The organism is Enterobacter sp. 940_PEND (assembly GCF_001059415.1).
Taxonomy (GTDB): domain Bacteria; phylum Pseudomonadota; class Gammaproteobacteria; order Enterobacterales; family Enterobacteriaceae; genus Enterobacter; species Enterobacter cloacae_M.
Genome location: NZ_JUMS01000006.1, coordinates 52,510 through 77,677, shown reverse-complemented (window position 1 = coordinate 77,677; position 25,168 = coordinate 52,510). Strand labels below are relative to the sequence as shown.

At 57.7% G+C, this 25,168-nt stretch carries 20 protein-coding genes and 2 pseudogenes; 17 read left to right on the top strand and 5 right to left on the bottom strand.

The window, feature by feature from the left end; translation table 11 throughout:
• The first annotated feature begins 149 nt into the window (after positions 1–149).
• The 7 genes and pseudogenes from dusC to ADJ24_RS01645 all read left to right on the top strand — a co-directional run bounded on the left by dusC (position 150) and on the right by ADJ24_RS01645 (position 9,676).
• A complete protein-coding gene (gene dusC, locus ADJ24_RS01675; RefSeq protein WP_023312462.1) occupies positions 150–1,082 on the top strand; it encodes a tRNA dihydrouridine(16) synthase DusC in 933 nt (310 codons plus the stop codon).
• Between the two features lie 300 nt (positions 1,083–1,382).
• Entirely contained in the window at positions 1,383–2,729 is a 1,347-nt protein-coding gene (locus ADJ24_RS01670) for a carbohydrate porin (RefSeq protein ID WP_023312461.1), read from the top strand.
• Between the two features lie 155 nt (positions 2,730–2,884).
• Positions 2,885–3,718, top strand: coding sequence for a BglG family transcription antiterminator LicT (gene licT, locus ADJ24_RS01665; RefSeq protein ID WP_023312460.1), 834 nt, complete (start codon positions 2,885–2,887; stop codon positions 3,716–3,718).
• Positions 3,719–3,742: 24 nt separating this feature from the next.
• Positions 3,743–5,709 (top strand): annotated as a pseudogene (gene bglF, locus ADJ24_RS01660) (PTS beta-glucoside transporter subunit IIABC).
• Between the two features lie 12 nt (positions 5,710–5,721).
• Positions 5,722–7,116: a glycoside hydrolase family 1 protein gene (locus ADJ24_RS01655; RefSeq protein WP_023312458.1), complete on the top strand. Its 1,395-nt coding sequence runs from the start codon at positions 5,722–5,724 to the stop codon at positions 7,114–7,116.
• A 326-nt stretch (positions 7,117–7,442) separates the two neighbouring features.
• Entirely contained in the window at positions 7,443–8,861 is a 1,419-nt protein-coding gene (gene mdtQ, locus ADJ24_RS01650) for a multidrug resistance outer membrane protein MdtQ (RefSeq protein WP_023312457.1), read from the top strand.
• 50 nt (positions 8,862–8,911) lie between these two features.
• A complete protein-coding gene (locus tag ADJ24_RS01645) occupies positions 8,912–9,676 on the top strand; it encodes an SDR family oxidoreductase (protein ID WP_023312456.1) in 765 nt (254 codons plus the stop codon).
• Positions 9,677–9,750: 74 nt separating this feature from the next.
• Here ADJ24_RS01645 and ADJ24_RS01640 read toward each other — a convergent pair whose 3' ends face one another.
• Positions 9,751–10,323: a DedA family protein gene (locus tag ADJ24_RS01640; protein WP_023312455.1), complete on the bottom strand. Its 573-nt coding sequence runs from the start codon at positions 10,321–10,323 to the stop codon at positions 9,751–9,753.
• A 157-nt stretch (positions 10,324–10,480) separates the two neighbouring features.
• Here ADJ24_RS01640 and ADJ24_RS01635 point away from each other — a divergent pair.
• Both ADJ24_RS01635 and pbpG read left to right on the top strand, forming a co-directional pair.
• Positions 10,481–11,065: pseudogene (locus ADJ24_RS01635) on the top strand (Yip1 family protein); the annotation flags it as partial.
• Between the two features lie 170 nt (positions 11,066–11,235).
• Complete coding sequence (gene pbpG, locus ADJ24_RS01630) at positions 11,236–12,159, top strand: D-alanyl-D-alanine endopeptidase (RefSeq protein ID WP_023312453.1); 924 nt, start codon at positions 11,236–11,238, stop codon at positions 12,157–12,159.
• Between the two features lie 141 nt (positions 12,160–12,300).
• On the opposite strand, the gene ADJ24_RS01625 is transcribed toward pbpG, so the two are convergent.
• Both ADJ24_RS01625 and dld read right to left on the bottom strand, forming a co-directional pair.
• On the bottom strand, positions 12,301–12,855 hold the full coding sequence (locus ADJ24_RS01625) for a GNAT family N-acetyltransferase (RefSeq protein ID WP_023312452.1): 555 nt from the start codon (positions 12,853–12,855) through the stop codon (positions 12,301–12,303).
• 112 nt (positions 12,856–12,967) lie between these two features.
• Positions 12,968–14,716 carry a D-lactate dehydrogenase gene (dld, locus tag ADJ24_RS01620; protein ID WP_023312451.1) on the bottom strand — a complete coding sequence of 583 codons (1,749 nt, stop codon included), beginning with the start codon at positions 14,714–14,716 and terminating at the stop codon, positions 12,968–12,970.
• Between the two features lie 189 nt (positions 14,717–14,905).
• On the opposite strand from dld, the gene bglX reads away from it, so the two are divergent.
• The 5 genes from bglX to ADJ24_RS01595 all read left to right on the top strand — a co-directional run bounded on the left by bglX (position 14,906) and on the right by ADJ24_RS01595 (position 21,100).
• Positions 14,906–17,203: a beta-glucosidase BglX gene (gene bglX / locus ADJ24_RS01615; protein WP_023312450.1), complete on the top strand. Its 2,298-nt coding sequence runs from the start codon at positions 14,906–14,908 to the stop codon at positions 17,201–17,203.
• Between the two features lie 145 nt (positions 17,204–17,348).
• On the top strand, positions 17,349–18,266 hold the full coding sequence (osmF, locus tag ADJ24_RS01610; protein ID WP_023312449.1) for a glycine betaine ABC transporter substrate-binding protein OsmF: 918 nt from the start codon (positions 17,349–17,351) through the stop codon (positions 18,264–18,266).
• Between the two features lie 12 nt (positions 18,267–18,278).
• Positions 18,279–19,436: an ABC transporter permease gene (locus ADJ24_RS01605; protein WP_023312448.1), complete on the top strand. Its 1,158-nt coding sequence runs from the start codon at positions 18,279–18,281 to the stop codon at positions 19,434–19,436.
• Positions 19,429–20,379 carry an ABC transporter ATP-binding protein gene (locus tag ADJ24_RS01600; RefSeq protein ID WP_048701923.1) on the top strand — a complete coding sequence of 317 codons (951 nt, stop codon included), beginning with the start codon at positions 19,429–19,431 and terminating at the stop codon, positions 20,377–20,379. Before ADJ24_RS01605 ends, ADJ24_RS01600 begins: the two co-directional genes overlap by 8 nt.
• Positions 20,363–21,100 carry an ABC transporter permease gene (locus ADJ24_RS01595; protein WP_023312446.1) on the top strand — a complete coding sequence of 246 codons (738 nt, stop codon included), beginning with the start codon at positions 20,363–20,365 and terminating at the stop codon, positions 21,098–21,100. The genes ADJ24_RS01600 and ADJ24_RS01595 overlap by 17 nt, the downstream gene beginning before the upstream one ends.
• On the opposite strand, the gene ADJ24_RS23800 is transcribed toward ADJ24_RS01595, so the two are convergent.
• Both ADJ24_RS23800 and mlrA read right to left on the bottom strand, forming a co-directional pair.
• Positions 21,075–21,188, bottom strand: coding sequence for a protein YohO (locus ADJ24_RS23800; protein WP_008500895.1), 114 nt, complete (start codon positions 21,186–21,188; stop codon positions 21,075–21,077). The two genes, ADJ24_RS01595 and ADJ24_RS23800, sit on opposite strands and share 26 nt — an antisense overlap.
• 69 nt (positions 21,189–21,257) lie before the next feature.
• A complete protein-coding gene (mlrA, locus tag ADJ24_RS01590; protein WP_023312445.1) occupies positions 21,258–21,998 on the bottom strand; it encodes an HTH-type transcriptional regulator MlrA in 741 nt (246 codons plus the stop codon).
• Between the two features lie 217 nt (positions 21,999–22,215).
• On the opposite strand from mlrA, the gene ADJ24_RS01585 reads away from it, so the two are divergent.
• Genes ADJ24_RS01585 through ADJ24_RS01575 form a run of 3 tightly spaced genes read left to right on the top strand, consistent with a single transcriptional unit; the run spans position 22,216 to position 25,131 of the window.
• On the top strand, positions 22,216–23,901 hold the full coding sequence (locus ADJ24_RS01585) for a sensor histidine kinase (RefSeq protein WP_023312444.1): 1,686 nt from the start codon (positions 22,216–22,218) through the stop codon (positions 23,899–23,901).
• Entirely contained in the window at positions 23,895–24,614 is a 720-nt protein-coding gene (gene btsR / locus ADJ24_RS01580) for a two-component system response regulator BtsR (protein ID WP_023312443.1), read from the top strand. Before ADJ24_RS01585 ends, btsR begins: the two co-directional genes overlap by 7 nt.
• 46 nt (positions 24,615–24,660) lie before the next feature.
• Positions 24,661–25,131 carry a DUF1456 family protein gene (locus ADJ24_RS01575; RefSeq protein ID WP_023312442.1) on the top strand — a complete coding sequence of 157 codons (471 nt, stop codon included), beginning with the start codon at positions 24,661–24,663 and terminating at the stop codon, positions 25,129–25,131.
• Positions 25,132–25,168 lie beyond the last annotated feature (37 nt).

The window sequence follows — 25,168 nt, the reverse complement described above, 5'->3', positions numbered from 1 at the left end:
AACGCATTCATCATACAATTAAACTCAAAAATGTGCCACGGATCACATCATGAAATTTGAGCATACCAGACATTCCAGAATGGAAAGTCGCGCTTTCCACATACATACAGAGCAGATACTATAGCGCGTCTTTTTTCACAGGTACTGCTATGCGTGTTTTACTGGCCCCAATGGAAGGCGTGCTCGACTCCCTCGTGCGCGAGCTTCTGACCGAGGTGAACGATTACGATCTCTGCGTGACGGAATTTCTGCGCGTGGTCGATATGTTGTTGCCGGTAAAATCCTTCTTCCGCCTGTGCCCCGAGCTGCACAACCAGAGCCGGACCTCTTCCGGTACGCTGGTGCGTATCCAGCTGCTCGGCCAGTATCCCGAATGGCTGGCCGAGAACGCCGCCCGCGCGGTTGAGCTGGGCTCTTACGGGGTGGATCTCAACTGCGGCTGTCCGTCGAAGCTGGTTAACGGCAGCGGCGGCGGGGCGACCTTGCTGAAAGATCCTGAGCTGATTTACCGCGGCGCGAAGGCCATGCGTGAGGCCGTGCCTTCGCATTTGCCGGTGACGGTGAAGGTGCGCCTGGGGTGGGACAGCGACGCGCGGCAGTTTGAAATCGCCGATGCGGTGCAGCAGGCCGGGGCCACCGAGCTGGTGGTGCATGGCCGCACCAAAGAAGATGGCTACAAAGCTGAGCGCATTAACTGGCAGGCGATTGGCGAGATCCGCAAACGCCTCACCATTCCGGTGATCGCTAACGGCGAAATCTGGGACTACGCGAGCGCGCAGGCCTGTCTGCAGGCCACCGGCTGCGATGCGGTGATGATCGGTCGCGGCGCCCTGAATGTGCCGAACCTCAGCCGGGTGGTGAAATATAACGAGCCGCGAATGCCGTGGGCAGACGTCGTTACGCTGCTGCAAAAATACAGCCGACTGGAAAAGCAGGGCGATACCGGTTTGTATCACGTCGCGCGAATTAAACAGTGGCTGAGTTATTTACGCAAAGAGTACGATGAAGCGCTGGGATTATTTCAGGAAATTCGGACATTACAGACTTCGACTGATATTGCCCGGGTGATTCAGTCAAAATAATAAGCGTTAAATTGCTCACACTTTTTTAAATCAGAAAACAGTTCAGGTTTTCAACGTGGCGCGACGGTGTTAAGGTGCCACTGTTTTCAACGCAGGATTGTTACTGGCTAACAGGCAAAACCTAAGCGTTTCACAGCATTTTCGCTGTGGAGCGCTTAGGTTTTTTTTTGCCTCTCGTTTACTCAGGAGAGAAATTTGGCTTAGCGCTTTTTACTGATTTTAAAAATGAAATATCGACAGGAAATAGAAAAATTTCCTGCGGCCGGTTACGCACAAAATACTCAATCACAGGTTGTTATCATGGCATATAAAAATAAACTCTATGCGCTCGCCTTATTGACGATATCCCCGCTGTCGGTGGCGCAGGACTGGAACGGAACGGTATTAGGCTTTGAAGCTCCTCCGGAGCCTGTTCTGGGCGATATGCTCGGCATACGTAAAATCCTCAACGATAACGGTTTTACCTGGAATCTCGGATATCTGAATGAAATTGGCTGGAACGGAGGCGGTGGCTATAACCACGACTCCCACGTGGCATATATCGACCAGTTTGCGCTGACCTTCAACCAGGATCTTGAGCGCTGGACCGGTATCCCGGACGCGCGTATCGAAGGGAACATCGTCAACCGTAACCACAATGACGACCTCACCACCAAACGCGTGCAGGATCCGCGCGTGAACTTCAACGATCTGACCCAGGAGAGCTGGGGCGGACAGTCCATTACCCGCCTGGGCTGGCTGACCTTTGCCCGCAGCTTTGACGACCGGCGTCTGACCTGGCGCATCGGGATGATGAACAAGGTGCAGACCTTCGATCAAATCATCCCCTGTGATTTCCAGCTCCTGTCGCAGTGCGGCGGGAAGTCAGCCAACTCGCTGACGTGGAACAACTGGAACGTTCACACCTGGGGCACCACGCTTGCGTATAAATTAACGCCGACGCTGACGTTAAAAGGTGGCGTGATGGAGCAAAATCCCGAGGCCTCCAGCCGCAGCCACGCCTGGAGCTGGTCGACGAAGGGCAGCAAAGGGGTTTTACTGCCGGTTGAAATCGAAGCGCGCCCGCTGATTAACGGCCTGCCGGGCGCGTACAACCTGGGCGTGGTGTTTACCAACGCGCCGCAAACCGATCTCTATCGCGGCAAATCCGGCGGTGCGGGCGCGACGGACCCGAACGGCTTTGATACCCACAGCCGGACCTGGTTCATGTACGCCGGGCTGAACCAGCAGCTTACGCAGCATCAGGATGATCCGAATCGCGGGTTGAGCACCTCTTTCAGCATGAGCCTTGCGGATCAGAGCACTAACTACATGCACCAGGTTTACGCCGCCTCGCTGCGCTACCGCGGGCTGTTTGACGCGCGACCGGAAGACTGGATTGGCTTCGGGCTAACCTGGATTGATATGAGCAGCCAGTACGCCCGCAATCAGCGTTACCTGAACAGCCTGAGCGGCGTTAGCGATTACACCAATCCGGCATATCATCCGGTGCCGGGCCATTCCCTGAACGGTGAGTTTTATTATCGCTTCCGTCCGGTGTCGTGGCTGGAGCTGCAGCCGGGCATTCAGTACTGGCACCATCCCGGCGGGGTATCCCGGACGCAGGATGCCTGGGTGACGGAGCTGAAAACTGTCGTGACGTTCTAGCAATGTCGATCCGCGTCACGTTTCTGACGCGTGATGCATTGAGGCTATGAATGAAACTGATAGAGTGCCAGAACTGGATTGTTACTGCTTAGGCAGGCAAAACCTGATTTTCTGGCATCTGCCGGAGGTCAGGTTTTTTTGTTTCTGGGGTTCAGATGAAAATCGCCAAGATACTCAATAATAACGTGGTGGTTGTTCAGGATGAGCGCGGGCGCGAACAGGTGGTGATGGGCCGTGGGCTGGCCTTTCAGAAGCGCGTCGGTGAAGCGCTGGATACCGCGTTGGTTGAAAAGGTGTTTGCGTTACAAAGCGATGAACTGGTGCGTCGACTCGGGGAGTTGCTGAGTCAAATTCCGCTGGAGGTAATGACCACCTGCGACCGCATCATCGGGCTGGCGGTGCAGCGGCTGGGCAAGCTGCAGGAGAGTTTGTATATCACCCTCACCGACCACTGCTACTTTGCGATTGAGCGGCAGAAGAACGGGCTGGCCATCAAAAACGTGCTGCTGTGGGATATTAAACGGCTGTATCCGAAGGAGTTCGAATTAGGGCAGGAGGCGCGGGCCATTATCGCCAGACGCCTGAACGTCGAGCTGGAGGAGGATGAGGCCGGGTTTATCGCGCTGCATCTGGTCACCGCGCAGCTGAACAGCGAAATGCCGGAAGTGATGCACGTTACACGGGTGATGCAGGAGATCCTGCAGCTGGTCAAGTATCAGCTGCAGCTTGAGTACGATGAAGACTCGCTCAGCTATCAGCGTTTCGTCACCCACCTGAAGTTTTTTGCCCAGCGGATGCTGACCCGCACCGTGGTGGAAGATGACGACGTCTCGCTGCATACGGCGGTAAAAGACAACTACGCGAAAGCGTGGAAATGCGCTGAGAAAATCGCCCAGCACCTGAACAAAAGCTATCAGCGTGAGCTGACGACCGAAGAAATTATGTTCCTCGCCATTCATATCGAGCGGGTGAGAAAAGAGGGGCGTTAAGCCTCAAAACAGGATTGTTACTGCATCACGCAGGCAAAACCTGAGCGCGGCCTTCGTAAGAAGGACGTTCTCGGGTTTTTTTATTTTTTGTACTCAGTCAACAGGTGCCTGCAGGCATCGGATGTAAGGAAATCGAGATGGAATACCAGGCTTTAGCGAAGGATATTCTCGGCCACGTTGGCGGAAAAGAGAACATCGTCAGTCTTGTGCACTGCGCGACCCGGCTTCGCTTCAAACTGAAAGAGAATCAACGGGCGGATGCGGAAGGGCTGAAGAAAAACCCGGGCGTGATCATGGTGGTGGAAAGCGGCGGCCAGTTTCAGGTAGTGATTGGCAACCACGTCCACGACGTCTGGCAGGCGGTGCGCAATGAGGCAGGCCTTACCGATGACGCGCCCGTCGTGGAAGAGAAGGGAGAAAAAGGGAATCTGCTGGGCCGCCTGATTGACATCGTCTCCGGGATCTTCACCCCGTTTATCGGCATTCTCGCGGCCTCCGGTATTCTGAAAGGGCTGCTGGCGCTGGCGGTTGTCTGCGGCTGGCTCACCACCGAAAGCGGCACCTATAAAATCTGGTTCGCCGCCAGCGACGCGCTGTTCTTCTTCTTCCCGCTGGTGCTGGGCTATACCGCCGGGAAAAAATTCGGCGGCAACCCGTTTATTACCATGGTGATCGGCGGGGCGCTCACTCATCCGATGATGATTGCGGCGTTTAACGCCAGCCAGCAGCCGGGCGCGGTATCGGACGCCTTTTTGGGCATTCCTGTCACCTGGTTTAACTACAGCTCGTCGGTGATCCCGATTATTCTCGCCTCGTGGGTGAGCTGCTGGCTGGAAAAACAGAGCACCAGGCTGCTGCCTTCCTCGATGAAAAACTTCTTCGCGCCGCTGATCTGTCTGGGCGTGACCGTGCCGCTGACTTTCCTCGTTATCGGGCCGCTGGCGACCTGGCTGAGCCAGATGCTGGCGAACGGCTATCAGAGTATTTACGTTCTGGCACCGTGGCTGGCGGGCGCGGCGATGGGCGCGCTGTGGCAGGTCTGCGTTATTTTTGGCCTGCACTGGGGGCTGGTGCCGCTGATGATTAACAACCTGGCGGTGCTGGGGCATGACTCCATGCTGCCGATGCTGTTGCCCGCGGTGTTTGGTCAGGTGGGGGCGGCGCTGGGGATCTTCCTGCGTACCCGCGATGCACGTCAGAAAATGCTGGCGGGTTCATCGGTAACGGCAGGGATATTTGGTATTACCGAGCCGGCCGTTTATGGGGTAAACCTGCCGCTGCGCCGCCCGTTTATCTTTGGCTGCGTGGCGGGAGCTATCGGCGGCGCGATTGTCGGCTTCAGCGATACCCACGTTTACTCCTTCGGCTTCGCCAATATCTTTACCATCGCCCAGATGATTCCGCCGGGCGGGGTAAACGCCACGCTGTGGGGCGGCGTGATCGGCACCGCGGTAGCGCTGGTGCTGAGCTGCGGCCTGACGCTGGTGGCGGGCATGCCGGGACGCGCAGCGCCCGAGGCGGTTTTGCCAGCGGGTGAAAACGATGTGCTGGCACCGATGACCGGCACCGTTCTGGCGCTCGACCAGGTGCCGGATACCACGTTTGCCAGCGGCCTGCTGGGCAGCGGTGCCGCGATTATTCCCTCCGATAACAAAGTGGTGGCCCCGTTTGCCGGCGTGGTGGCCTCGCTGTTTCAGACCAAACACGCCATCGGCCTGCTCAGCGACAGCGGTATTGAAGTGTTAATCCACGTGGGGATCGACACCGTGAAGCTCGACGGCAAGCCGTTTACCGCCCACGTGAAGGTGGGCGACAGGGTGCAGCCCGGCGATCTGCTGCTGGAGTTTGACCGACAGGCGATTATCGATGCCGGATACGACCTGGCGACCCCGATCATTATCAGTAACAGCGATGAGTATCGTGACGTGGTGACCGTGGCGGCAACGTCCGTCAGTGCCGGTGCGCCGTTACTCAGCGTAAGCCATCAATAACAGGAGAACGTGATGAAAACTTTCCCGGACGATTTTTTATGGGGCGGCGCGGTTGCCGCGAATCAGGTAGAAGGCGCGTATCTGGAGGAGGGGAAAGGGCTGTCCACCTCAGACGTTCAGCCGCAGGGGGTCTTCGGCCCGGTGGTTGAGCGCGTGGCGGGCGACAGCGGCATCAAGGACGTCGCCATCGACTTCTATCACCGCTACCCGGAAGACATCAAACTGTTCGCTGAGATGGGCTTTAGCTGCCTGCGCGTCTCCATTGCCTGGACCCGTATTTTTCCGAACGGCGACGAGCAGCAGCCTAACGAAGCGGGGCTGGCGTTTTACGACCGGCTGTTTGACGAGCTGGCCGCGCACAACATTACCCCGCTGGTGACGCTCTCGCATTACGAAATGCCGTGGGGGCTGGTGAAGCAGTACGGCGGGTGGGGCAGCCGCCAGACCATTGGGTTCTTCGAGCGCTACGCCCGCACCGTGTTTGCGCGCTACAAGGAGAAGGTGAAGCTCTGGCTGACCTTCAACGAGATCAATATGTCTCTGCACGCGCCGATGACCGGCGTGGGCCTGCCGGAAACCAGCAGCAAAGGAGAGGTGTATCAGGCGATCCACCATCAGCTGGTGGCCAGCGCGCTGGCCGTGAAGGCCTGCCACGAGATTATCCCGGATGCCAGAATCGGCAACATGCTGCTGGGCGGCCTGATGTACCCGCTGACCTGCAAACCGGAAGATGTTCTGGAGACGCTGCAGGAAAACCGCGCATGGCAATTCTTTGGCGACGTGCAGTGCCGTGGCGCCTATCCGGGGTATATGCAGCGCTTCTTCCGCGACAACGGTATTCAGCTTGAGGTAACGGATGCCGACCGCGAGGCGCTGAAATCGACCGTCGATTTTATCTCCTTCAGCTACTACATGACGGGCTGCGTCACCGCGGATGAGGCCCTCAACCAGCAGGCGCGCGGCAACATCCTGAGCATGGTGCCTAACCCGCATCTGGCAAGTTCCGAATGGGGTTGGCAGATTGACCCCATCGGCCTGCGTACCCTGCTAAACGTGCTCTGGGATCGCTATCAGAAGCCGTTGTTTATCGTTGAAAATGGCCTGGGGGCGAAGGATAAACCGGATGCGAACGGCGTGGTGCAGGATGACTATCGCATCAGCTACCTTAACGACCACCTGGTGCAGGTGCGTGAAGCGATTGAAGACGGCGTTGAGGTGATGGGCTATACCAGCTGGGGGCCAATCGACCTGGTGAGCGCGTCTAAAGCTGAACTCTCCAAGCGCTACGGGTTTATTTACGTCGATCGCGATGATAGCGGAAAGGGCACGCTGGCGCGCAGCCGTAAGAAAAGTTTCTACTGGTATAAAGAGGTTATTGCTACGAAAGGGGCTTCGCTGAAAGTCTGATATCGGGAACGTTGCCCGGCGCAGAGCCGGGCAAATAGATCAGATAATCATCTTGAATACGCCGGTGACCACTAAGAGCCCTATCAGAAATATAATTAAAATAACCCACAGTAATATTTTCATTCCTTTCTCCCGCTCATGTATGTCCTGAATAAGTGTAGCAGCGTATTTATATTTGGCGTGAATGCATTCGATTTAATCATTCTCTTTGGGAATAAATTTCCGGGTATTAAAATGTATGACAATTTGCGGATTGCCACGCGTTACTAAAAAAATGAACGATATCGAGCGTAACGTGCGCCTTTATTGTTTGAGTGTATGGCGTAATGAAACGTTCTCTTATTTTATCTCTGAGTGCTCCCTTCGCTTTTATTCTGGCAGCCTGTGCGCCTGAACATGCCACGGTATCTCCACTTAAAACGCAAACCGGTGCGGCGTCGGTGAATACGGTTCTGAATCATCAGGACTGGCCGAAAAATGAGTGGTGGAAAGCGTATAACGATCCCCAGCTTAACGGGCTGATTGCGAAAGCGTTGAGCGATGCACCGGATATGCAGATTGCCCGTCAGCGCATTACGCTTGCCGAAGCCCAGGCCAAAGCCGCAATGGCCGCTGACGGTCCGCAGATTGATTATTCCGCCGATGCGGAACGCCAGAAAATGTCCGCCGAAGGGCTGATGGGGCCTTTTGCCCTTACCGACCCGGCTGCAGGCACCACCGGGCCGTGGTACACCAACGGCACCTTTGGCCTGACCGCAGGCTGGGAACTCGATCTGTGGGGAAAAAATCGCGCCCGGGTCGAGGCCCGGATTGGCAAAGTGAATGCGCAAAAAGCGGAGCTGGAGCAAACCCGCCAGCTGCTGGCCAGCAGCGTGGCGCGGCTCTACTGGGAGTGGCAAACTCAGGCCGCCGCGGGGGAGGTTCTCGCGCAGATCAAACATGAGCAGGACAACATCATTGGTGCCGATCGCGAACTGTATCAGCATGGGATCACCTCCTCCGTGGAGGGGGTGGAAACCGATATCAACGCCAACAAAACCGAAGAGCAGCTGGCAGAAGTCAACGGGAAGATGAAAGCCGTCGAGGCGCGTCTGGTCGCGCTGACGAATTCTTCCTCCGTAACGCTTACGCGGCATGCGCTGCCGACGGTCGACGCCGCGCTACCGTCGACGCTCGGTTATGAACTGCTGGCACGCCGCTCGGATCTTCAGGAGGCACACTGGTATATCGAAGCCTCTATGAGCGAGGTGGAGGCCGCGAGAGCGGCTTTCTATCCTGACGTGAACCTGATGGGGTTCCTACAGCAGGATGCCCTCCATCTGAGCGATCTGTTTCGCGCTTCAGCGCAGCAGATGGGCGTGACCGCCGGGCTGACGCTGCCAATCTTTGACAGCGGCAGGCTGAACGCCAGCCTGGATATCGCCCAGGCGCAAAATAATCTCTCGGTGGCAAACTACAACAAAGCGGTGGTCGAAGCGGTCAATCAGGTGGCGCGCACGGCCAGCGAAGTCGAAACGCTGACGGCAAAGAACCGCCATCAGCAGCAGGTCGAAAAAGATGCGGCGCGGGTTGTGGCGCTGGCGCAGGCGCGTTTCAGCGCGGGGATCGTTGCGGGCTCGCGGGTCAGTGAAGCCAGAATACCGGCCCTCAGGGAAGACCTGGCCGGATTGATGCTTAAAGGCCAGTATGTCGACGCCACGCTGCAGCTCACCTCGGCGCTGGGCGGCGGTTATCATCATGGCTAAAAATGGTCATTATCTATACTTACCTCTTTGCAGTTTTTCAGGAGGTGAGTATGACCAGAGTAGCGATAGTGACCGCATCGGATTCCGGGATTGGTAAAACCACGGCGCTGATGCTCGCAGAGCGCGGGTTTGATATTGGCGTCACCTGGCACTCGGATGAAAAAGGGGCGCTGGAAACCTGCCGCGAAGTTGAAGCGCAGGGGCAGCGCGCAGAGGCTATCCATCTTGATTTAAGCACGCTGCCGGAAGGCGCAGAGGGTATTGAAACGCTGATTGCGCGTTTTGGTCGGCTGGACGTGCTGGTCAACAATGCGGGTGCGATGACCAAAGCGCCGTTCCTTGAGATGCCGTTTGACGACTGGCGGAACATTTTCACCGTGGACGTGGACGGCGCGTTTCTCTGTTCACAAATTGCCGCCCGACAGATGGTGAAGCAAGGGGAAGGGGGGCGGATTGTGAACATTACCTCGGTGCATGAGCACACGCCGCTGCCGGAAGCGAGCGCCTACACGGCGGCAAAACACGCGCTCGGCGGGTTAACCAAATCCATGGCGATGGAACTGGTTAAGCACAACATTCTGGTGAACGCCGTCGCGCCGGGCGCCATTGCCACACCGATGAACGACATGGACGACAGCGAAGTGAAGGAGGGTTCAATGCCGGAAATCCCGCTGGCGCGGCCGGGCCACACCAAAGAGATAGCCAGCCTGGTGGCATGGCTTTGCGACAGCGACGCCAGCTACACGACGGGGCAATCGTTTATTGTTGACGGGGGCTTTATGCTGGCGAACCCGCAGTTTAAGCCGGAGGGGTAGTTTTCCCCTCTCCCTGTGAGAGGGTGTTTTTAGTTCCCTCTCCCTGTGGGAGAGGGTTAGGGTGACGCACCCGGCTACTCCTCATCCCGCGTCTTTTCCCGATGCTTCAGCCACAGCCTGACCCCAATCACCGCCACCACTACCAGAATCAGCCACGCCCAGTGCTTCAGATGCTGGTCGAGATTATGCAGCCACGGGCCAATCACTTCGCCCCCTACGTAGCCGAGCGTCGTAAAGATCATCGCCCAGGCAATCGCACCAAGAACATTGAGCGGCAGGAAAATTTTTGGCGGCAGATGGCTGGCGCCAATCAGTATCGGCCCGATAATGCGAAAGCCATACATAAAGCGCGTGCCGATGACGAACAGATAGGGATGACGTTGAATGAGCCGTTGAGCGCGGCGGATTTTCTTCTGGTGCTTTGCGAAACGCTTAAGCAGCGTGGGCCCGAAGCGCAGCCCGAGAAAGTAGAGCAGCTGATCGCCAATCATTCCACCGAGCGCGACCGCTGCGACGACCAGCGGGAATTTCAGCAATCCCTGATGCGCGGCGACGCCGCCTAACAGCGTGATGGTTTCACCTTCTGCCACGCTACCGACGACCAGCGCGGCATATCCATATTGTTCAATGAGTGCGTTAATATCCATTACGTAAATGTTATCTCCCTCTGCTTACCTCGTTTAATCATATACCTCATGAATCAACAGCGGGGAAATCAACGGAAATTTCCCACTGTACATAAAATAATCTAAAGCCTGCATTATACTTAAGGTATCGCTGACGGGCCGACAACAAGGGGGCGCTATGAACCATGTCTGGGGACTTTTCTCCCATCCCGATCGTGAGATGCATGTCATTAAAAGTGAGAACGAAACGGTCTCGCATCATTACACGCACCACGTGCTGCTGATGGCTGCGGTGCCGGTAATATGCGCCTTTATCGGAACAACACAAATCGGCTGGAACTTCGGTGACGGCACCGTTGTTCAGCTTTCCTGGTTTACCGGGCTCTATCTGGCCATCGTTTTTTATGGCCTGATGCTGGCGGGTGTGGCGGTAATGGGGCGTGTCATTCACTGGATGGCGCGTAACTACCCGCAACGTCCATCGCTGGCGCACTGTATGGTCTTTGCCGGATACGTCGCGACCCCGCTGTTCTTAAGCGGTATTGTTGCGCTCTATCCACTGGTCTGGCTGTGCGCGCTGATCGGTACTATTGCCCTCTTTTACACCGGGTATCTGCTGTATCTGGGGGTTCCAACCTTCCTGAATATCAATAAAGAAGAAGGCCTGAGTTTTTCCAGTTCAACACTCGCTATTGGGGTGCTGGTGCTGGAGGCGCTACTGGCGCTGACGGTTATTCTTTGGGGTTACGGATACCGTCTCTTCCGAGTTCACTGCATTGCTGGCGTAAATGCCAGCAATGCAGCATCTGTTCACGATTATCCGCTGGCGACAACGCCCGGTGACCGCTATGATGCCGAAGCCAGCCTGTGTTTATCCGTTGATACAGGCGGTGTACGTCATGACGTGCGTGAATAATTATCAGAAGTCTCACCATGCTGAAATTCCGAGTCTCTTTACTTAGCCTGGCGCTGCTGCTGGGCGCGTCCGCTGCCGTGCCGGCCGTCGCTAAAACGCCTGCGGTGACCGCCGCTGCTGCTCAGCCGCAAATTGCGTCCGGCAGCGCGATGATTGTCGATCTCAACACCAATAAGGTGATCTACGCCAGCCATCCGGACCTGGTGCGCCCGATCGCCTCGATTACCAAATTAATGACCGCGATGGTGGTGCTTGATGCACATCTGCCGCTGGACGAAAAATTGAAAGTGGATATCAGCCACACGCCGGAGATGAAGGGGATCTACTCCCGCGTGCGTCTGAACAGTGAAATCAGCCGTAAAAATATGCTGCTGCTGGCGCTGATGTCGTCTGAAAACCGTGCGGCGGCGAGCCTGGCGCACCACTATCCGGGCGGCTACGACGCCTTTATCCGCGCGATGAACGCGAAAGCCAAAGCGCTGGGGATGACCAATACGCATTATGTTGAACCGACGGGACTGTCGATCAACAACGTCTCCACGGCCCGCGATCTGACGAAACTGCTGATTGCCAGCAAACAGTATCCGCTGATTGGTCAGCTCAGCACCACCCGTGAAGAGATGGCGACCTTTGCGAACCCGGCCTATACGCTGCCGTTCCGCAACACTAACCATCTGGTATACCGCGATAACTGGAATATTCAGTTAACCAAAACCGGCTTTACCAACGCGGCAGGACACTGCCTGGTGATGCGCACCGTGTTTAACGGTAAACCGGTGGCGCTGGTGGTGATGGATGCCTTCGGCAAATATACCCACTTCGCGGACGCGAGCCGCCTGCGTACCTGGATTGAAACCGGGAAAGTGCAGCCCGTTCCGGCCGCAGCATTGACGTATAAAAAGCAGAAAGCGGAACAGATGGCGACGGCGCAGAACGATTGAGTCGTCCGTCAACGCCGGGTGGCGGCTTCGCCTTACCCGGCCTACGAGAAAACGAAAAACGGTAACTTATGTTACCGTTTTTCGTTTTCTCCCTCTCCCTGTGGGAGAGGGTCGGGGTGAGGGCACCAGACTGCACGGTCTTTATTCCGGCAGCGTCCAGTCCCCATCGTTGAGCGAGCGCTGCATAATCACCGTATCCCGCCAGTCACCTTTCTTATAGCCTACGCTGCGCAGCTGACCGACAATCACGAAGCCATGTTTTTTATGCAGCCGCAGCGAGCCGGAATTATTGTTGCCATCTCCCACAACGGCAATCATCTGCCGCCACGGGCCTTGCTCGCAGCGGGCGATTAGCGCATCCATTAATGCCGAACCAAAACCGCGCCCGGTGATGCTGGCATCCACGTAAATCGACTCTTCCAGGGTATAGCGGTAGGCGTGTCGCGGGCGGTAAGGCGTGGCGTAGCAGTAGCCCACCACGATGCCGCGATACAGCGCGATAAGCCACGGCAAACCGCTCTCAGCCACGCTTTTCATACGCTGACGCATTTCGTCGATGGTAGGGGGGACTTCTTCAAATGACGCGCGCCCGTGCAGCACATGCCAGGCATAGATGGCGGTGATGGCATGCACATCATCGGGAAGGGCATCGCGCACTTCCAGTTCGGTCTCGGATAAAACATCAATAGCCGACATGATGTGCCTGCTCCTCGTTATAGAATGCCGGAGAAACGTTCCTCCGGCGTCAGAGCGTCACTCTATTACGATTAAGGCACGCTAAACAATCTCTCAAATTTGGCTGTAGGAATTAATCAGACGCTTGCGTTACGCGCTGCTCCGCATCTGCCTCTTCTTTCCAGTATTTCTTCCGCGTTGTTTTACCAATGCCGGGGTTCATGCTGTTTGTAGGGTCATTCTCGCGATAAAACTGCTTAAGTGCGTCAGGGGCTTTATAAAGATGCCCGACGTTATGTTCCGCAGGATATTGTGCGCCGCGTTCACGCAGCAGGGCGAGCATCTGCTCCTTCAGTTCGTGCGCATCGACCCCTTTTTTGACGATGTAATCCTGATGGAAGACATAACACATAAAGTGGCCGTAATAGAGCTTATGCACCAGCTTGCTGTCGATTTCCGGCGGGAGGTGCTCAAACCACTCGGTGTCGTTACGTCGCAGGGCGATATCCAGCGCCAGAATATCTTCCACCTCTTCGGAATGCACCGCCTGATAACGAATGGCGGCGCCTGCGGCGGCAAAACGGTGCAGGAACGCTTTGCTGCCCTCTTCAGGCGTACAGGCAAAGAAATCCCCTTCGGCGGTTTTGAAGAATTCGGTCAGCCAGGACTGCGCTTCGGCAATTCCGTCCCCGGCCATTTTCAGCAGCAGGTGATGCTCGTACTTATCGCGCCAGGTTTTCATTCGCTCCGGCAGATGCGCCGGGAAAACGTTGCCCAGCTTCTGCATAAAGCGGTCGGTGAAGTGGGGTTTGAACAGCGACACTTTCTCCAGCATCGCGTCGGTGCGTCCCTTCATGGTGAAGAAGAACGGCATTTTGTCGGTGCCGAGCTTGTCGATCATCAGGAACGTATCTTTGCCGTAACGCTCGGCGATGTCGTAAATGTCCCGGTGCATGTACTCGCCCGCCACCGGCAGATGGGTAAATTCGCCCAGAATATGACGACGAATTTCGGTCAGAACCTCAGGCTGATTGGTACCGATGTAGAACACCTGCTGCTTTTTCTCCGCCGGGAAGGTATCCAGACGCACGGCAAACACGGCCAGCTTCCCGGCGCAGCCGGAGGATTCAAACAGGCGGTCCGGGTCGGCGTTGTAGCGCGCCGGCGTATCGGCGTCGATATCCCGCACGCGGGTCACGTAGTCGTGATCGTGCGCGTGGCGGCCGTCGTGCTGCACGTCTTCGTCCTTCACGCGATCGTCGTCAAGCTTGCTGAGAATCTGCTCTGGCGTCACGCCGAGATCGATTCCCAGATGGTTCACCAGCGTCAGCTTGCCGTTTTCGTCAATACGGGCAAACAGCGACATCTCGGTGAAGGCCGGGCCGCGCTGCACCAGCGAGCCGCCGGAGTTGTTGCAAATCCCGCCAACCACTGAGGCGCCAATACAGGAGGAGCCAATCACCGAGTGCGGCTCACGGCCCAGCGGCTTAAGCGCTTTTTCCAGGGAGTAGAGCGTCGTGCCGGGGAATGCGAGCACCTGCTCGCCTTTATCCAGCAGGTGCAGCTTGTCGAGGCGCAGGGTGCTGATAATCACGATGTCGCGATCGTAATCGTTGCCGTTCGGCGTGGAGCCTTCGGTCAGGCCGGTATTGGCGGCCTGCATTAAAATAATCTTGTCGCCGGCGACGCAGGCGCTCAGCACGCGCCACAGCTCCAGCAGCGTGCCGGGGAAGACCACCGCCAGCGCCTCACCCTGACCGGAGCGGAAACCTTTGCGGTAGCGGGCGGTTTTGGCCGGGTCGGTAAGCAGGTGAGAGGAGCCAACCAGGCGCGACAGTTCGGTAATAAAAGCCGTGTTATCGTTTCTTCGAACAGAAGTCATCTTCCACTCCTTGTGGTGGGGCAAATTTCTCGCTGTAAAGCATAGCGCGATTAACTGTTAAGCGGTCGAGTATTCACGAGAAAAATCAGAGAATAACCCTGCAACGTTTCGAGGGTTTGTGGCACACTGCGCTTTTCGCACGGTATGGCCGAGATCGTCCGGCGGTTATTGATGAGAGAGTAAAACGACATGAAATGGCTATGTTCTGTAGGTGTCGCCGTCAGCCTGGCGCTGCAACCTGCGCTGGCAGAGGATTTGTTTGGTAATCACCCGCTCACGCCTGAAGCACGGGACGCGTTTGTCACGGAATTGCTCAAGAAAATGACGGTTGATGAGAAAATCGGCCAGCTGCGTCTTATCAGCGTCGGTCCGGATAACCCGAAAGAGGCCATCCGCGAGATGATCAAAGACGGGCAGGTAGGGGCCATCTTTAATACCGTCACCCGCCAGGATATCCGCAAGATGCAGGATCAGGTGATGGATCTCAGCCGCCTGAAAATTCCTCTGTTCTTTGCCTATGACGTGGTGCACGGCCAGCGTACCGTTTTCCCGATTAGCCTCGGTTTAGCTTCTTCATTTAACCTCGACGCGGTGAAAACCGTTGGGCGCGTGTCGGCTTATGAAGCGGCGGACGACGGCCTGAACATGACCTGGGCGCCAATGGTGGACGTTTCGCGCGATCCGCGCTGGGGCCGCGGCTCGGAAGGCTTTGGTGAAGATACGTATTTAACCTCCACGATGGGTAAAACCATGGTGGAAGCGATGCAGGGCAAAAGCCCGGCGGACCGCTACTCGGTGATGACCAGCGTCAAACACTTCGCGGCCTATGGCGCGGTTGAAGGCGGGAAAGAGTACAACACCGTCGACATGAGCCCGCAGCGCCTGTTCAACGACTACATGCCGCCGTACAAGGCGGGGCTGGATGCGGGCAGCGGCGCGGTGATGGTAGCGCTGAACTCGCTGAACGGCACGCCTGCGACCTCTGACTCCTGGCTGCTGAAAGACGTGCTGCGCGACCAGTGGGGCTTTAAGGGCATCACCGTTTCCGACCACGGCGCTATTAAAGAGCTGATTAAACACGGTACCGCCTCCGATCCGGAAGACGCGGTGCGCGTGGCGCTCAAGTCCGGCATCAACATGAGCATGAGCGACGAGTACTACAGCAAATACCTGCCGGGGCTGGTGAAGAGCGGCAAGGTAACGATGGCGGAGCTGGACGATGCCGCGCGCCACGTGCTGAACGTGAAATACGACATGGGGCTGTTTAACGATCCGTACAGCCACCTGGGGCCGAAGGATTCTGACCCGGCAGATACCAACGCCGAAAGCCGCCTGCACCGCAAAGAAGCGCGTGACGTGGCGCGCGAAAGCCTGGTGCTGCTGAAAAACCGCCTCGACACGCTGCCGCTGAAAAAATCCGGCACCATTGCCGTAGTGGGCCCGCTGGCCGACAGCAAGCGCGACGTGATGGGCAGCTGGTCTGCGGCAGGCGTGGCCAATCAGTCCGTGACCGTGCTGACCGGGATTAAGAGTGCCGTGGGTGATAACGCGAAAGTGGTGTACGCCAAAGGGGCGAACGTCACCAACGACAAAGACATCGTCACCTTCCTCAACCAGTACGAGGAAGCGGTGAAGGTCGATCCGCGCACGCCGAAGGAGATGATCGACGAGGCGGTGAATACCGCGAAACAGTCTGACGTCGTTGTCGCAGTTGTGGGCGAAGCGCAGGGTATGGCGCACGAGGCCTCCAGCCGTACCGACATCACCATCCCGCAGAGCCAGCGCGATCTGATCGCCGCCCTGAAAGCCACCGGCAAGCCGCTGGTGCTGGTGCTGATGAACGGTCGTCCGCTGGCGCTGGTGAAAGAGGACCAGCAGGCTGACGCCATTCTGGAAACCTGGTTTGCCGGTACCGAAGGCGGTAACGCCATCGCCGACGTGCTGTTTGGTGATTACAACCCGTCGGGCAAGCTGCCGATGTCCTTCCCGCGCTCCGTCGGGCAGATCCCGGTCTACTACAGCCACCTGAACACCGGTCGCCCGTATAACGCCGATAAGCCGAACAAGTACACGTCCCGTTACTTCGACGAAGCTAACGGCCCGCTGTATCCGTTTGGTTACGGCCTGAGCTACACCACCTTCAAGGTTTCTGACGTGAAAATGTCGGCGCCGACCCTGAAGCGTGACGGCAAAGTTACCGCCAGCGTTGAGGTGACCAACACCGGCAAGCGCGAAGGGGCAACGGTAATTCAGATGTACGTCCAGGATGTCACCGCCTCGATGAGCCGTCCTGTTAAGCAGCTGCGCGGCTTCGAGAAGGTCAATCTGAAGCCTGGCGAAACCCAAACCATCAGCTTCCCGATTGACGTGGAGGCGCTGAAGTTCTGGAACCAGCAGATGAAATACGATGCGGAGCCAGGCAAGTTTAACGTCTTTATCGGGGTGGATTCCGCCCGCGTGAATAAAGGCGAGTTCGAGCTGCTGTAACCTTCCCTCCTTTGCATCCCCCGACTTCCGGGGGATGCGTCTTACGTTATGCTAAAAAGGCATTTTGCCGGGTAAATCCGCTGTTTTAAGCTACGCTTTTCTCTCAAGCCTCTGAAAAAGGCGATAAAAAAATGAGGATAGCGGAATGACGATTGCAAAGGGGATGTTGGGATCTGCGGTGCTGCTGGCGGCACTGAGTCTGCCGTTACAGGCGGCGGAGCCGGTAAAAGTGGGCTCAAAGATCGATACCGAAGGCGCGCTGCTCGGCAATATTATTTTGCAGGTGCTGGAAAGCCACGGCGTGAAAACCGTCAATAAAGTTCAGCTGGGCACCACGCCCGTCGTGCGCGGGGCGATCACCTCCGGCGAGCTGGATATCTATCCGGAATACACCGGCAACGGGGCATTCTTCTTCAAAGATGAAAACGATCCGGCATGGAAAAACGCCAAAGCCGGGTATGAGAAAGTCAAAAAACTCGACGCGGAACAGAACAAGCTGGTCTGGCTGACGCCGGCCCCGGCCAACAACACCTGGACTATCGCCGTTCGCAAGGACGTGGCGGAGAAAGGTAAGCTGACGTCTCTGGCGGATCTCAGCCGCTATCTGAAAGAGAAGGGCGACTTTAAGCTGGCTGCGTCCGCGGAGTTTATCGAGCGTCCTGACGCGCTCCCGGCGTTCGAAAAAGCCTACGACTTCAAGCTCGACCAGGCGCAGCTGCTCTCGCTGGCGGGCGGGGATACGGCGGTAACCATCAAGGCGGCGGCGCAGCAAACTTCCGGCGTTAACGCGGCAATGGCCTACGGCACCGACGGCCCGGTGGCGGCGCTCGGCCTGCAAACCCTGACCGATCCAAAAGGTGTACAGCCGATTTACGCTCCGACCCCGGTCGTACGTGAGTCGGTGCTGAAAGCCTATCCGGAGATTGCAGACTGGCTCAAACCGGTCTTCGAAAAGCTGGATGAAAAAACGCTGCAGCAGCTGAATGCCAGCATTGCCGTCGAGGGGCTGGATGCCAAAAAAGTGGCCGCCGACTTCCTGAAACAACAAGGGCTTGTGAAGTAACGGGAAAGGGCTGTGCCAATAAAATGTCATAACCGCGTACTGCTGCTGCTGGCCTGCGTGGCCATCGCGGCGGTCGCGCTGCCGTTTGTGAATGTCGCACCTAACCGTCTGATGTCAGGGGAAGGGCGCTATCTCTGGGAAGTATGGGCGTTCACGCCGTGGTGGCTGGCCGCGGCGCTGGGCGCGTGGGTTGCGCTATCGCTCTGGCAAGGGCGCACGGCGCAGTGGCTGACGCTGCTCCTTGCTGAAGGGCTGTTTATCCTCCTCTTCTGGGGAGCCGGGCAGGCGGCGACGCATATGGCTTCGGCGGAAAGCCCGCTGGCGAGAACCACGGTGGGCAGCGGCCTCTGGCTGTGGCTGGCGCTGTGTCTGCTGGCCAGCAGCGACGCCATTCGTCGACTCATCTCCAGCGCCGTCTGGCGCTGGGTGCTCAACGCGCAGATATGGTGTATTCCCTTGTTCCTGCTGTTCAGCGGTGAGCTGAACAATCTCTCGCTGCTGAAAGAGTACGCCAACCGTCAGGAGGTGTTTGATGATGCCCTTGCGCAACACCTGACGATCCTTTTTGGCACGCTGATCCCGGCTCTGCTGATCGGGATACCGCTCGGCATGTGGTGCTATCGTCATCCTTCACGCCAGGACGGGATCTTTGCCGTACTCAACGTGATCCAGACCATACCTTCCGTCGCGCTGTTTGGCCTGCTGATTGCCCCGCTGGCGGGGCTGGTGAAGTCATTTCCGGTGCTCGGAACGCTTGGCATAGCCGGAACGGGGTTAACGCCCGCGCTTATCGCGCTGGTGCTGTATGCGCTGCTGCCGCTGGTGCGCGGCGTGGTCGCGGGCCTGAGCCAGGTCGCGCCGGATGTGCTTGAAAGCGCCCATGCGATGGGGATGAGCGCGCGGCAGTGTTTCTGGAAAATTCAGCTCCCCCTGGCGCTGCCCCTGCTGCTGCGCAGCCTGCGGGTGGTGGCGGTACAAACCGTCGGCATGGCGGTGATAGCGGCGCTGATTGGTGCGGGCGGCTTTGGCGCACTGGTGTTCCAGGGGCTGCTCAGCAGTGCCCTCGATCTGGTGTTGCTGGGCGTGGTGCCCACGATTGCGCTGGCGGTTGTCGTCGACGCGCTGTTTGCCTTATGGCTCGCGCTGCTCAGGAGAAGAGCCAATGATTGAATTTCATGATGTCAGTAAAACCTTTGCCGGTCGCCCGGCGGCGAGCCATCTGAACCTGAACTTTGCCGAGGGGGCTTTTTCCGTGCTGATTGGCACCTCGGGCTCGGGAAAATCCACCACCCTGAAGATGATCAACCGCCTGGTTGAGCATGACAGCGGGGTGATCCGCTTTGCCGGAGAAGAGATCCGCAGCCTGCCGGTGCTGGAGCTGCGTCGCCGGATGGGCTATGCCATTCAGTCTATCGGCCTGTTTCCCCACTGGACGGTGGCGCAGAACATCGCCACCGTGCTGCAGCTGGAGAAATGGTCGCGGGCGAAAATCGCCGACCGGGTGGATGAACTCATGTCGCTCCTGGGGCTGGAGCCCGCGCTGCGCGATCGCTATCCGCACCAGCTTTCCGGAGGCCAGCAGCAGCGCGTGGGCGTGGCGCGCGCGCTGGCGGCTAACCCGCAGGTGCTGCTGATGGATGAACCCTTCGGCGCGCTGGATCCGGTCACACGGGGCGCGCTGCAGGCGGAGATGACCCGCATTCACCGCATTCTCGGGCGCACGATCGTTCTCGTGACGCACGATATTGATGAAGCTCTGCGCCTGGCCGACCATCTGGTGCTGATGGATCATGGCGAAGTGGTGCAGCAGGGCTCGCCGCTTGAGCTATTAACATGGCCGAAGAACGACTTTGTGCGCGAGTTTTTTGGACGCAGCGAGCTGGGCGTGAGGCTGCTCTCCCTGCGGACGGTCAGCGACTATATGCGTCGGGAGGAGGTGCCGGTCAGCGGCGAACCGCTGCAGGCGCAGATGAGCCTGCGGGATGCCCTCTCGGCGTTTGTCGCGCGCCAGTGCGAGGTATTGCCCGTCTCGGACGCGCGCGGTACGCCATGCGGAACCTTACATTTTCGCGATCTGCTAGCCGGGGAGGTGACGCGTGAAGGCACTGCGTGATCCGCTCCTCTGGCTGGTAGCGCTCTTTGTCGCCTTACTGTTTCTGATGCCCCACAGCGCGGCGCTGTTTAACACCCTTTTTCCGGGGCTGCCGCGGCCGGTTTATCAGCAGGAGAGCTTTATTAATCTCGCCCTGGCGCATCTCTGGCTGGTGGCGCTCTCAAGCGCCATCGCGGTTGTGTTGGGGGTTGGGGCAGGTATCGCGGTTACGCGGCCTGCGGGCAAGGAGTTTCGTCCGCTGGTGGAGACGATAGCGGCGATTGGCCAGACGTTTCCCCCGGTGGCGGTGCTGGCGATAGCGGTTCCGGTGATGGGCTTTGGTCAGCTGCCCGCTATTATTGCGCTGATTTTATACGGCGTATTGCCGGTGCTGCAGGGCACGCTGGCGGGCCTCGCGGCGGTACCGGCGTCAGTGCTGAGCGTGGCAGAAGGGATGGGGATGAGTCGCGGTCAGCGGCTGCGCAAGGTTGAACTGCCGCTTGCGGCGCCGGTTATCATTGCCGGGATCCGCACGTCGGTGATTATTAACATCGGGACGGCGACCATTGCGTCTACGGTCGGTGCCAATACGCTGGGAACGCCGATTATTATCGGCCTGAGCGGGTTTAATACGGCTTATATCGTGCAGGGGGCGGTGCTGGTCGCGCTGGCGGCAATCGTCGTCGATCGCCTTTTTGAGCGGCTGGCTCTGTACCTCAGCCGACACCGCCGCGAACAATAAACGAGTATCCTGCCAGCATCACGCCGCCAATACCGCTCACGGCCATCAGGACAAAAAGGGTAATAATGGCCAGTTTGGTTGCCTTCATCATGTGCTCCTGTTGTTAACGGAACAATTATACGGTGAAGCGCAGCTGTTAATGAACCATTAAATGCCGTTATGGCTCATCCGGGCCAAGGGAATATACCGGGTACCCATTCTCTCGCCATTCCGTCAGCAACTGCTGCTGCGTGGCGGAGGGCACTTCTCCACACCAGACCAGCAGGGTCTGGCCGTCGAAAAACTCAGGTTTGAGCTGCGCCAGCGAGTGCGCCAGAACATCCACGCGCCAGCCCTTCTGGGTCGCAATCCACGCTTCCAGCCACAGGCGGGTGGTATCGTGCACGTTCCAGCCGACAACCAGCGCATCTTTTCCGGCCTTGTTCTTCGCTGAGGCAAGGCAGACGGCAATGTAGTTGATCAGCACGCCGTCGAGCATGCTGAGCAGCGCCTGCAGGGTGGACTGCTGGCACTGCAGGCGTCGCCGGAGCGGAATGAAAAGATGGGAGATCAGCGTCTGCGCCGGATAATCGCGACCCTGCTCTTTTATCCATCCGCGCAGGCGCTGCAGGTTGCCCGCCTGCAGGAGCCGCAGCAGGGTTTCCTGTTGTTCGCGCCAGAGGTGTTGCGTGTCCGGGTCATCATGGCTCAGCAGGGACTTCACTTTGCCGACCTGCACTCCGTTGTCGATCCAGCTTTTAATTTCGCGGATGCGGTCGATATCGGCCTCATTGAAAAGGCGATGCCCACCGTCGGTCCTCTGCGGTTTAAGCAATCCATACCGTCGCTGCCACGCCCGTAGGGTAACGGGATTGATATCACAAAGGAGTGCCACTTCACCTATCGTGTAAAGCGCCATATTCGCCCCCTGGCTTACGCGTTCCCAGCTTAACTGTAGACCCACTTTGACGAACCAGGAAGAATTGATTGATTTTTGAACAAACAATGCGAAGCATGCGCGATATTCAGAAAAAGGTGTGATAACGGACACGATTTTGCGCTTTTTTGGGATGCTTCAAAGAAAGTAAACCCGCATCAGTGTATGTTACGCGTTTTTAGCGTGTGCGGTTTTGAGTATGTACGAGTTTAATCTGGTGCTGCTGTTGCTTCAGCAGATGTGCGTGTTTCTGGTCATAGCCTGGCTGATGAGCAAAACGCGCCTGTTTATCCCGCTGATGCAGGTTACCGTACGCCTGCCGCATAAGCTGCTCTGCTACGTTACCTTCTCTATTTTCTGCATTATGGGGACCTATTTTGGTCTCCATATCGAAGACTCTATTGCCAACACGCGCGCTATCGGCGCGGTGATGGGCGGGCTGCTGGGCGGTCCCGTCGTCGGTGGACTTGTCGGCTTAACCGGGGGGCTGCATCGCTATTCCATGGGCGGGATGACGGCGCTGAGCTGTATGATCTCGACGATCGTGGAAGGGCTGCTCGGCGGGCTGGTGCACAGCTACATGATCAAACGCGGCCGCCCGGATAAAGTCTTTAGCCCGCTTACCGCCGGTGCCATTACCTTTGTGGCCGAAGTGGCGCAGATGGCGATCATTCTGCTCATTGCCCGTCCGTTTGAGGATGCGCTGCACCTGGTCAGCAGTATTGCCGCCCCGATGATGGTCACCAACACCGTGGGTGCGGCGCTGTTTATGCGCATTCTGCTCGACAAGCGCGCCATGTTTGAGAAGTACACCTCGGCGTTTTCCGCCACGGCGCTGAAGGTCGCCGCCTCGACCGAAGGGATCCTGCGCCAGGGGTTTAACGAAGAGAACAGCATGAAGGTCGCACAGGTGCTTTACAAGGAGCTGGATATCGGCGCGGTGGCCATAACCGACCGCGAGCGGCTGCTGGCCTTTACCGGCACCGGGGACGATCACCATCTGCCGGGTAAACCGATCTCCTCAGCCTATACGCTGCGCGCCATCGAAACCGGTGAGGTGGTGTATGCCGACGGTAACGAAGTGCCTTACCGCTGTTCGCTGCATCCGCAGTGCAAGCTGGGTTCCACGCTGGTAATTCCGCTGCGCGGGGAAAATCAGCGGGTGATGGGGACTATTAAGCTGTATGAGGCCAAAAACCGTCTGTTCAGCTCCATCAACCGCACGCTGGGGGAGGGGATAGCCCAGCTGCTGTCCGCGCAAATCCTCGCCGGGCAGTATGAACGGCAGAAAGCCCTGCTGACGCAGTCCGAAATTAAGCTGCTGCATGCCCAGGTCAACCCGCATTTCCTGTTTAATGCCCTCAACACGCTCAAAGCGGTGATCCGCCGCGACAGCGATCAGGCCGCGCAGCTGGTGCAGTTTCTGTCGACCTTTTTCCGTAAGAACCTGAAACGGCCGTCCGAGATCGTGACCCTCGCCGATGAGATTGAGCACGTGAATGCGTATCTGCAGATCGAGCAGGCGCGTTTCCAGTCGCGCCTGCAGGTGTCGCTCTCCGTTCCGGACGAGCTGGCGTATCAGCATCTCCCTGCCTTTACCCTGCAGCCTATAGTCGAAAACGCCATTAAACACGGCACGTCACAGCTTCTGGGAACGGGGGAGATAACCATTGCCGCCAGCCGTTTCAACCATCATCTGGTGCTGGATATTGAAGATAATGCCGGGCTTTATCAGCCTTCCGCCTCCGGCGGTTTGGGGATGAGCCTGGTGGATAAACGCCTGCGCGCCCATTTTGGCGACGACTGTGGGATTACCGTCGCCTGTGAGCCAGACCGATTTACCCGTATTACCGTACGACTGCCGCTGGAGGAAAACGCATGTTAAGAGTGCTGATCGTGGATGACGAGCCGCTGGCACGAGAAAACCTGCGCGTTCTGCTGCAGGAGCAGCCAGATATTGAGATTGTGGGTGAGTGCGCGAACGCCATTGAGGCCATCGGCGCGGTGCACAAGCTGCGCCCGGACGTGCTGTTCCTCGATATTCAGATGCCCCGCATCAGCGGGCTGGAGATGGTCGGCATGCTCGACCCGGCGCATCGCCCCTACATCGTGTTTCTGACGGCGTTCGACGAATATGCCGTTAAGGCCTTTGAGGAGCACGCGTTTGACTATTTACTCAAGCCGATCGAAGAGAAGCGTCTGGAAAAAACGCTCACCCGTTTACGCCAGGAGCGAACCGTACAGGACGTCACGCTGCTGCCGGAAAACCAGCAGCCGCTGAAGTTTATCCCCTGCACCGGGCACAGCCGGATTTATCTTCTGCAGATGGATGATGTGGCGTTTGTCAGCAGCCGCCTGAGCGGGGTGTTTGTCACCAGCGCGGAAGGGAATGAAGGATTTACCGAGCTGACCCTGCGCACGCTGGAGAGCCGCACGCCGCTGATCCGCTGCCACCGCCAGTATCTGGTGAACATGGCGCACCTGAAAGAGATTCGCCTGGAAGATAACGGCCAGGCCGAGCTGGTGCTGCGTGCCGGGCAAACGGTTCCCGTCAGCCGTCGCTATCTCAAGAGTTTGAAAGAGGCGATTGGCCTGTAAAACTGGTACACTGCGCGCCATTGCATCATCGACATTCGAAGGCTCTATGCTAAGTAACGACATTCTTCGTAGCCTGCGCTACACCCTGAAAGCAAACAATAACGACATGGTGCGCATTCTTGCGCTGTCGGACATGGAATCCACGTCTGCAGGTTTCGATACCTGGATGACCAAAGAAGACGAAGAGGGCTTCGTTCGCTGCCCGGACATTATTCTGTCGGGTTTCCTGAACGGCCTGATTTACGATAAGCGTGGCAAAGATCCGGCTGCGCCAGAACTGGCACTGGAGCGTCGCGTGAACAACAACACGGTACTGAAAAAGCTGCGCATCGCGTTCTCGCTGAAAACGGACGATATCGTGGCGATCATGACGGAGCAAAAATACCGCGTATCCGTGCCGGAAGTGACCGCCATGATGCGCGCGCCGGATCATAAAAATTACCGCGAGTGCGGCGACCAGTTTCTGCGAAATTTCCTGCGCGGGCTGACCCACCGGGTGCATCACCCCAAGGCGTAAAGGCGGTAGGGTGCGGCCTGATGCCCTCACCCCGACC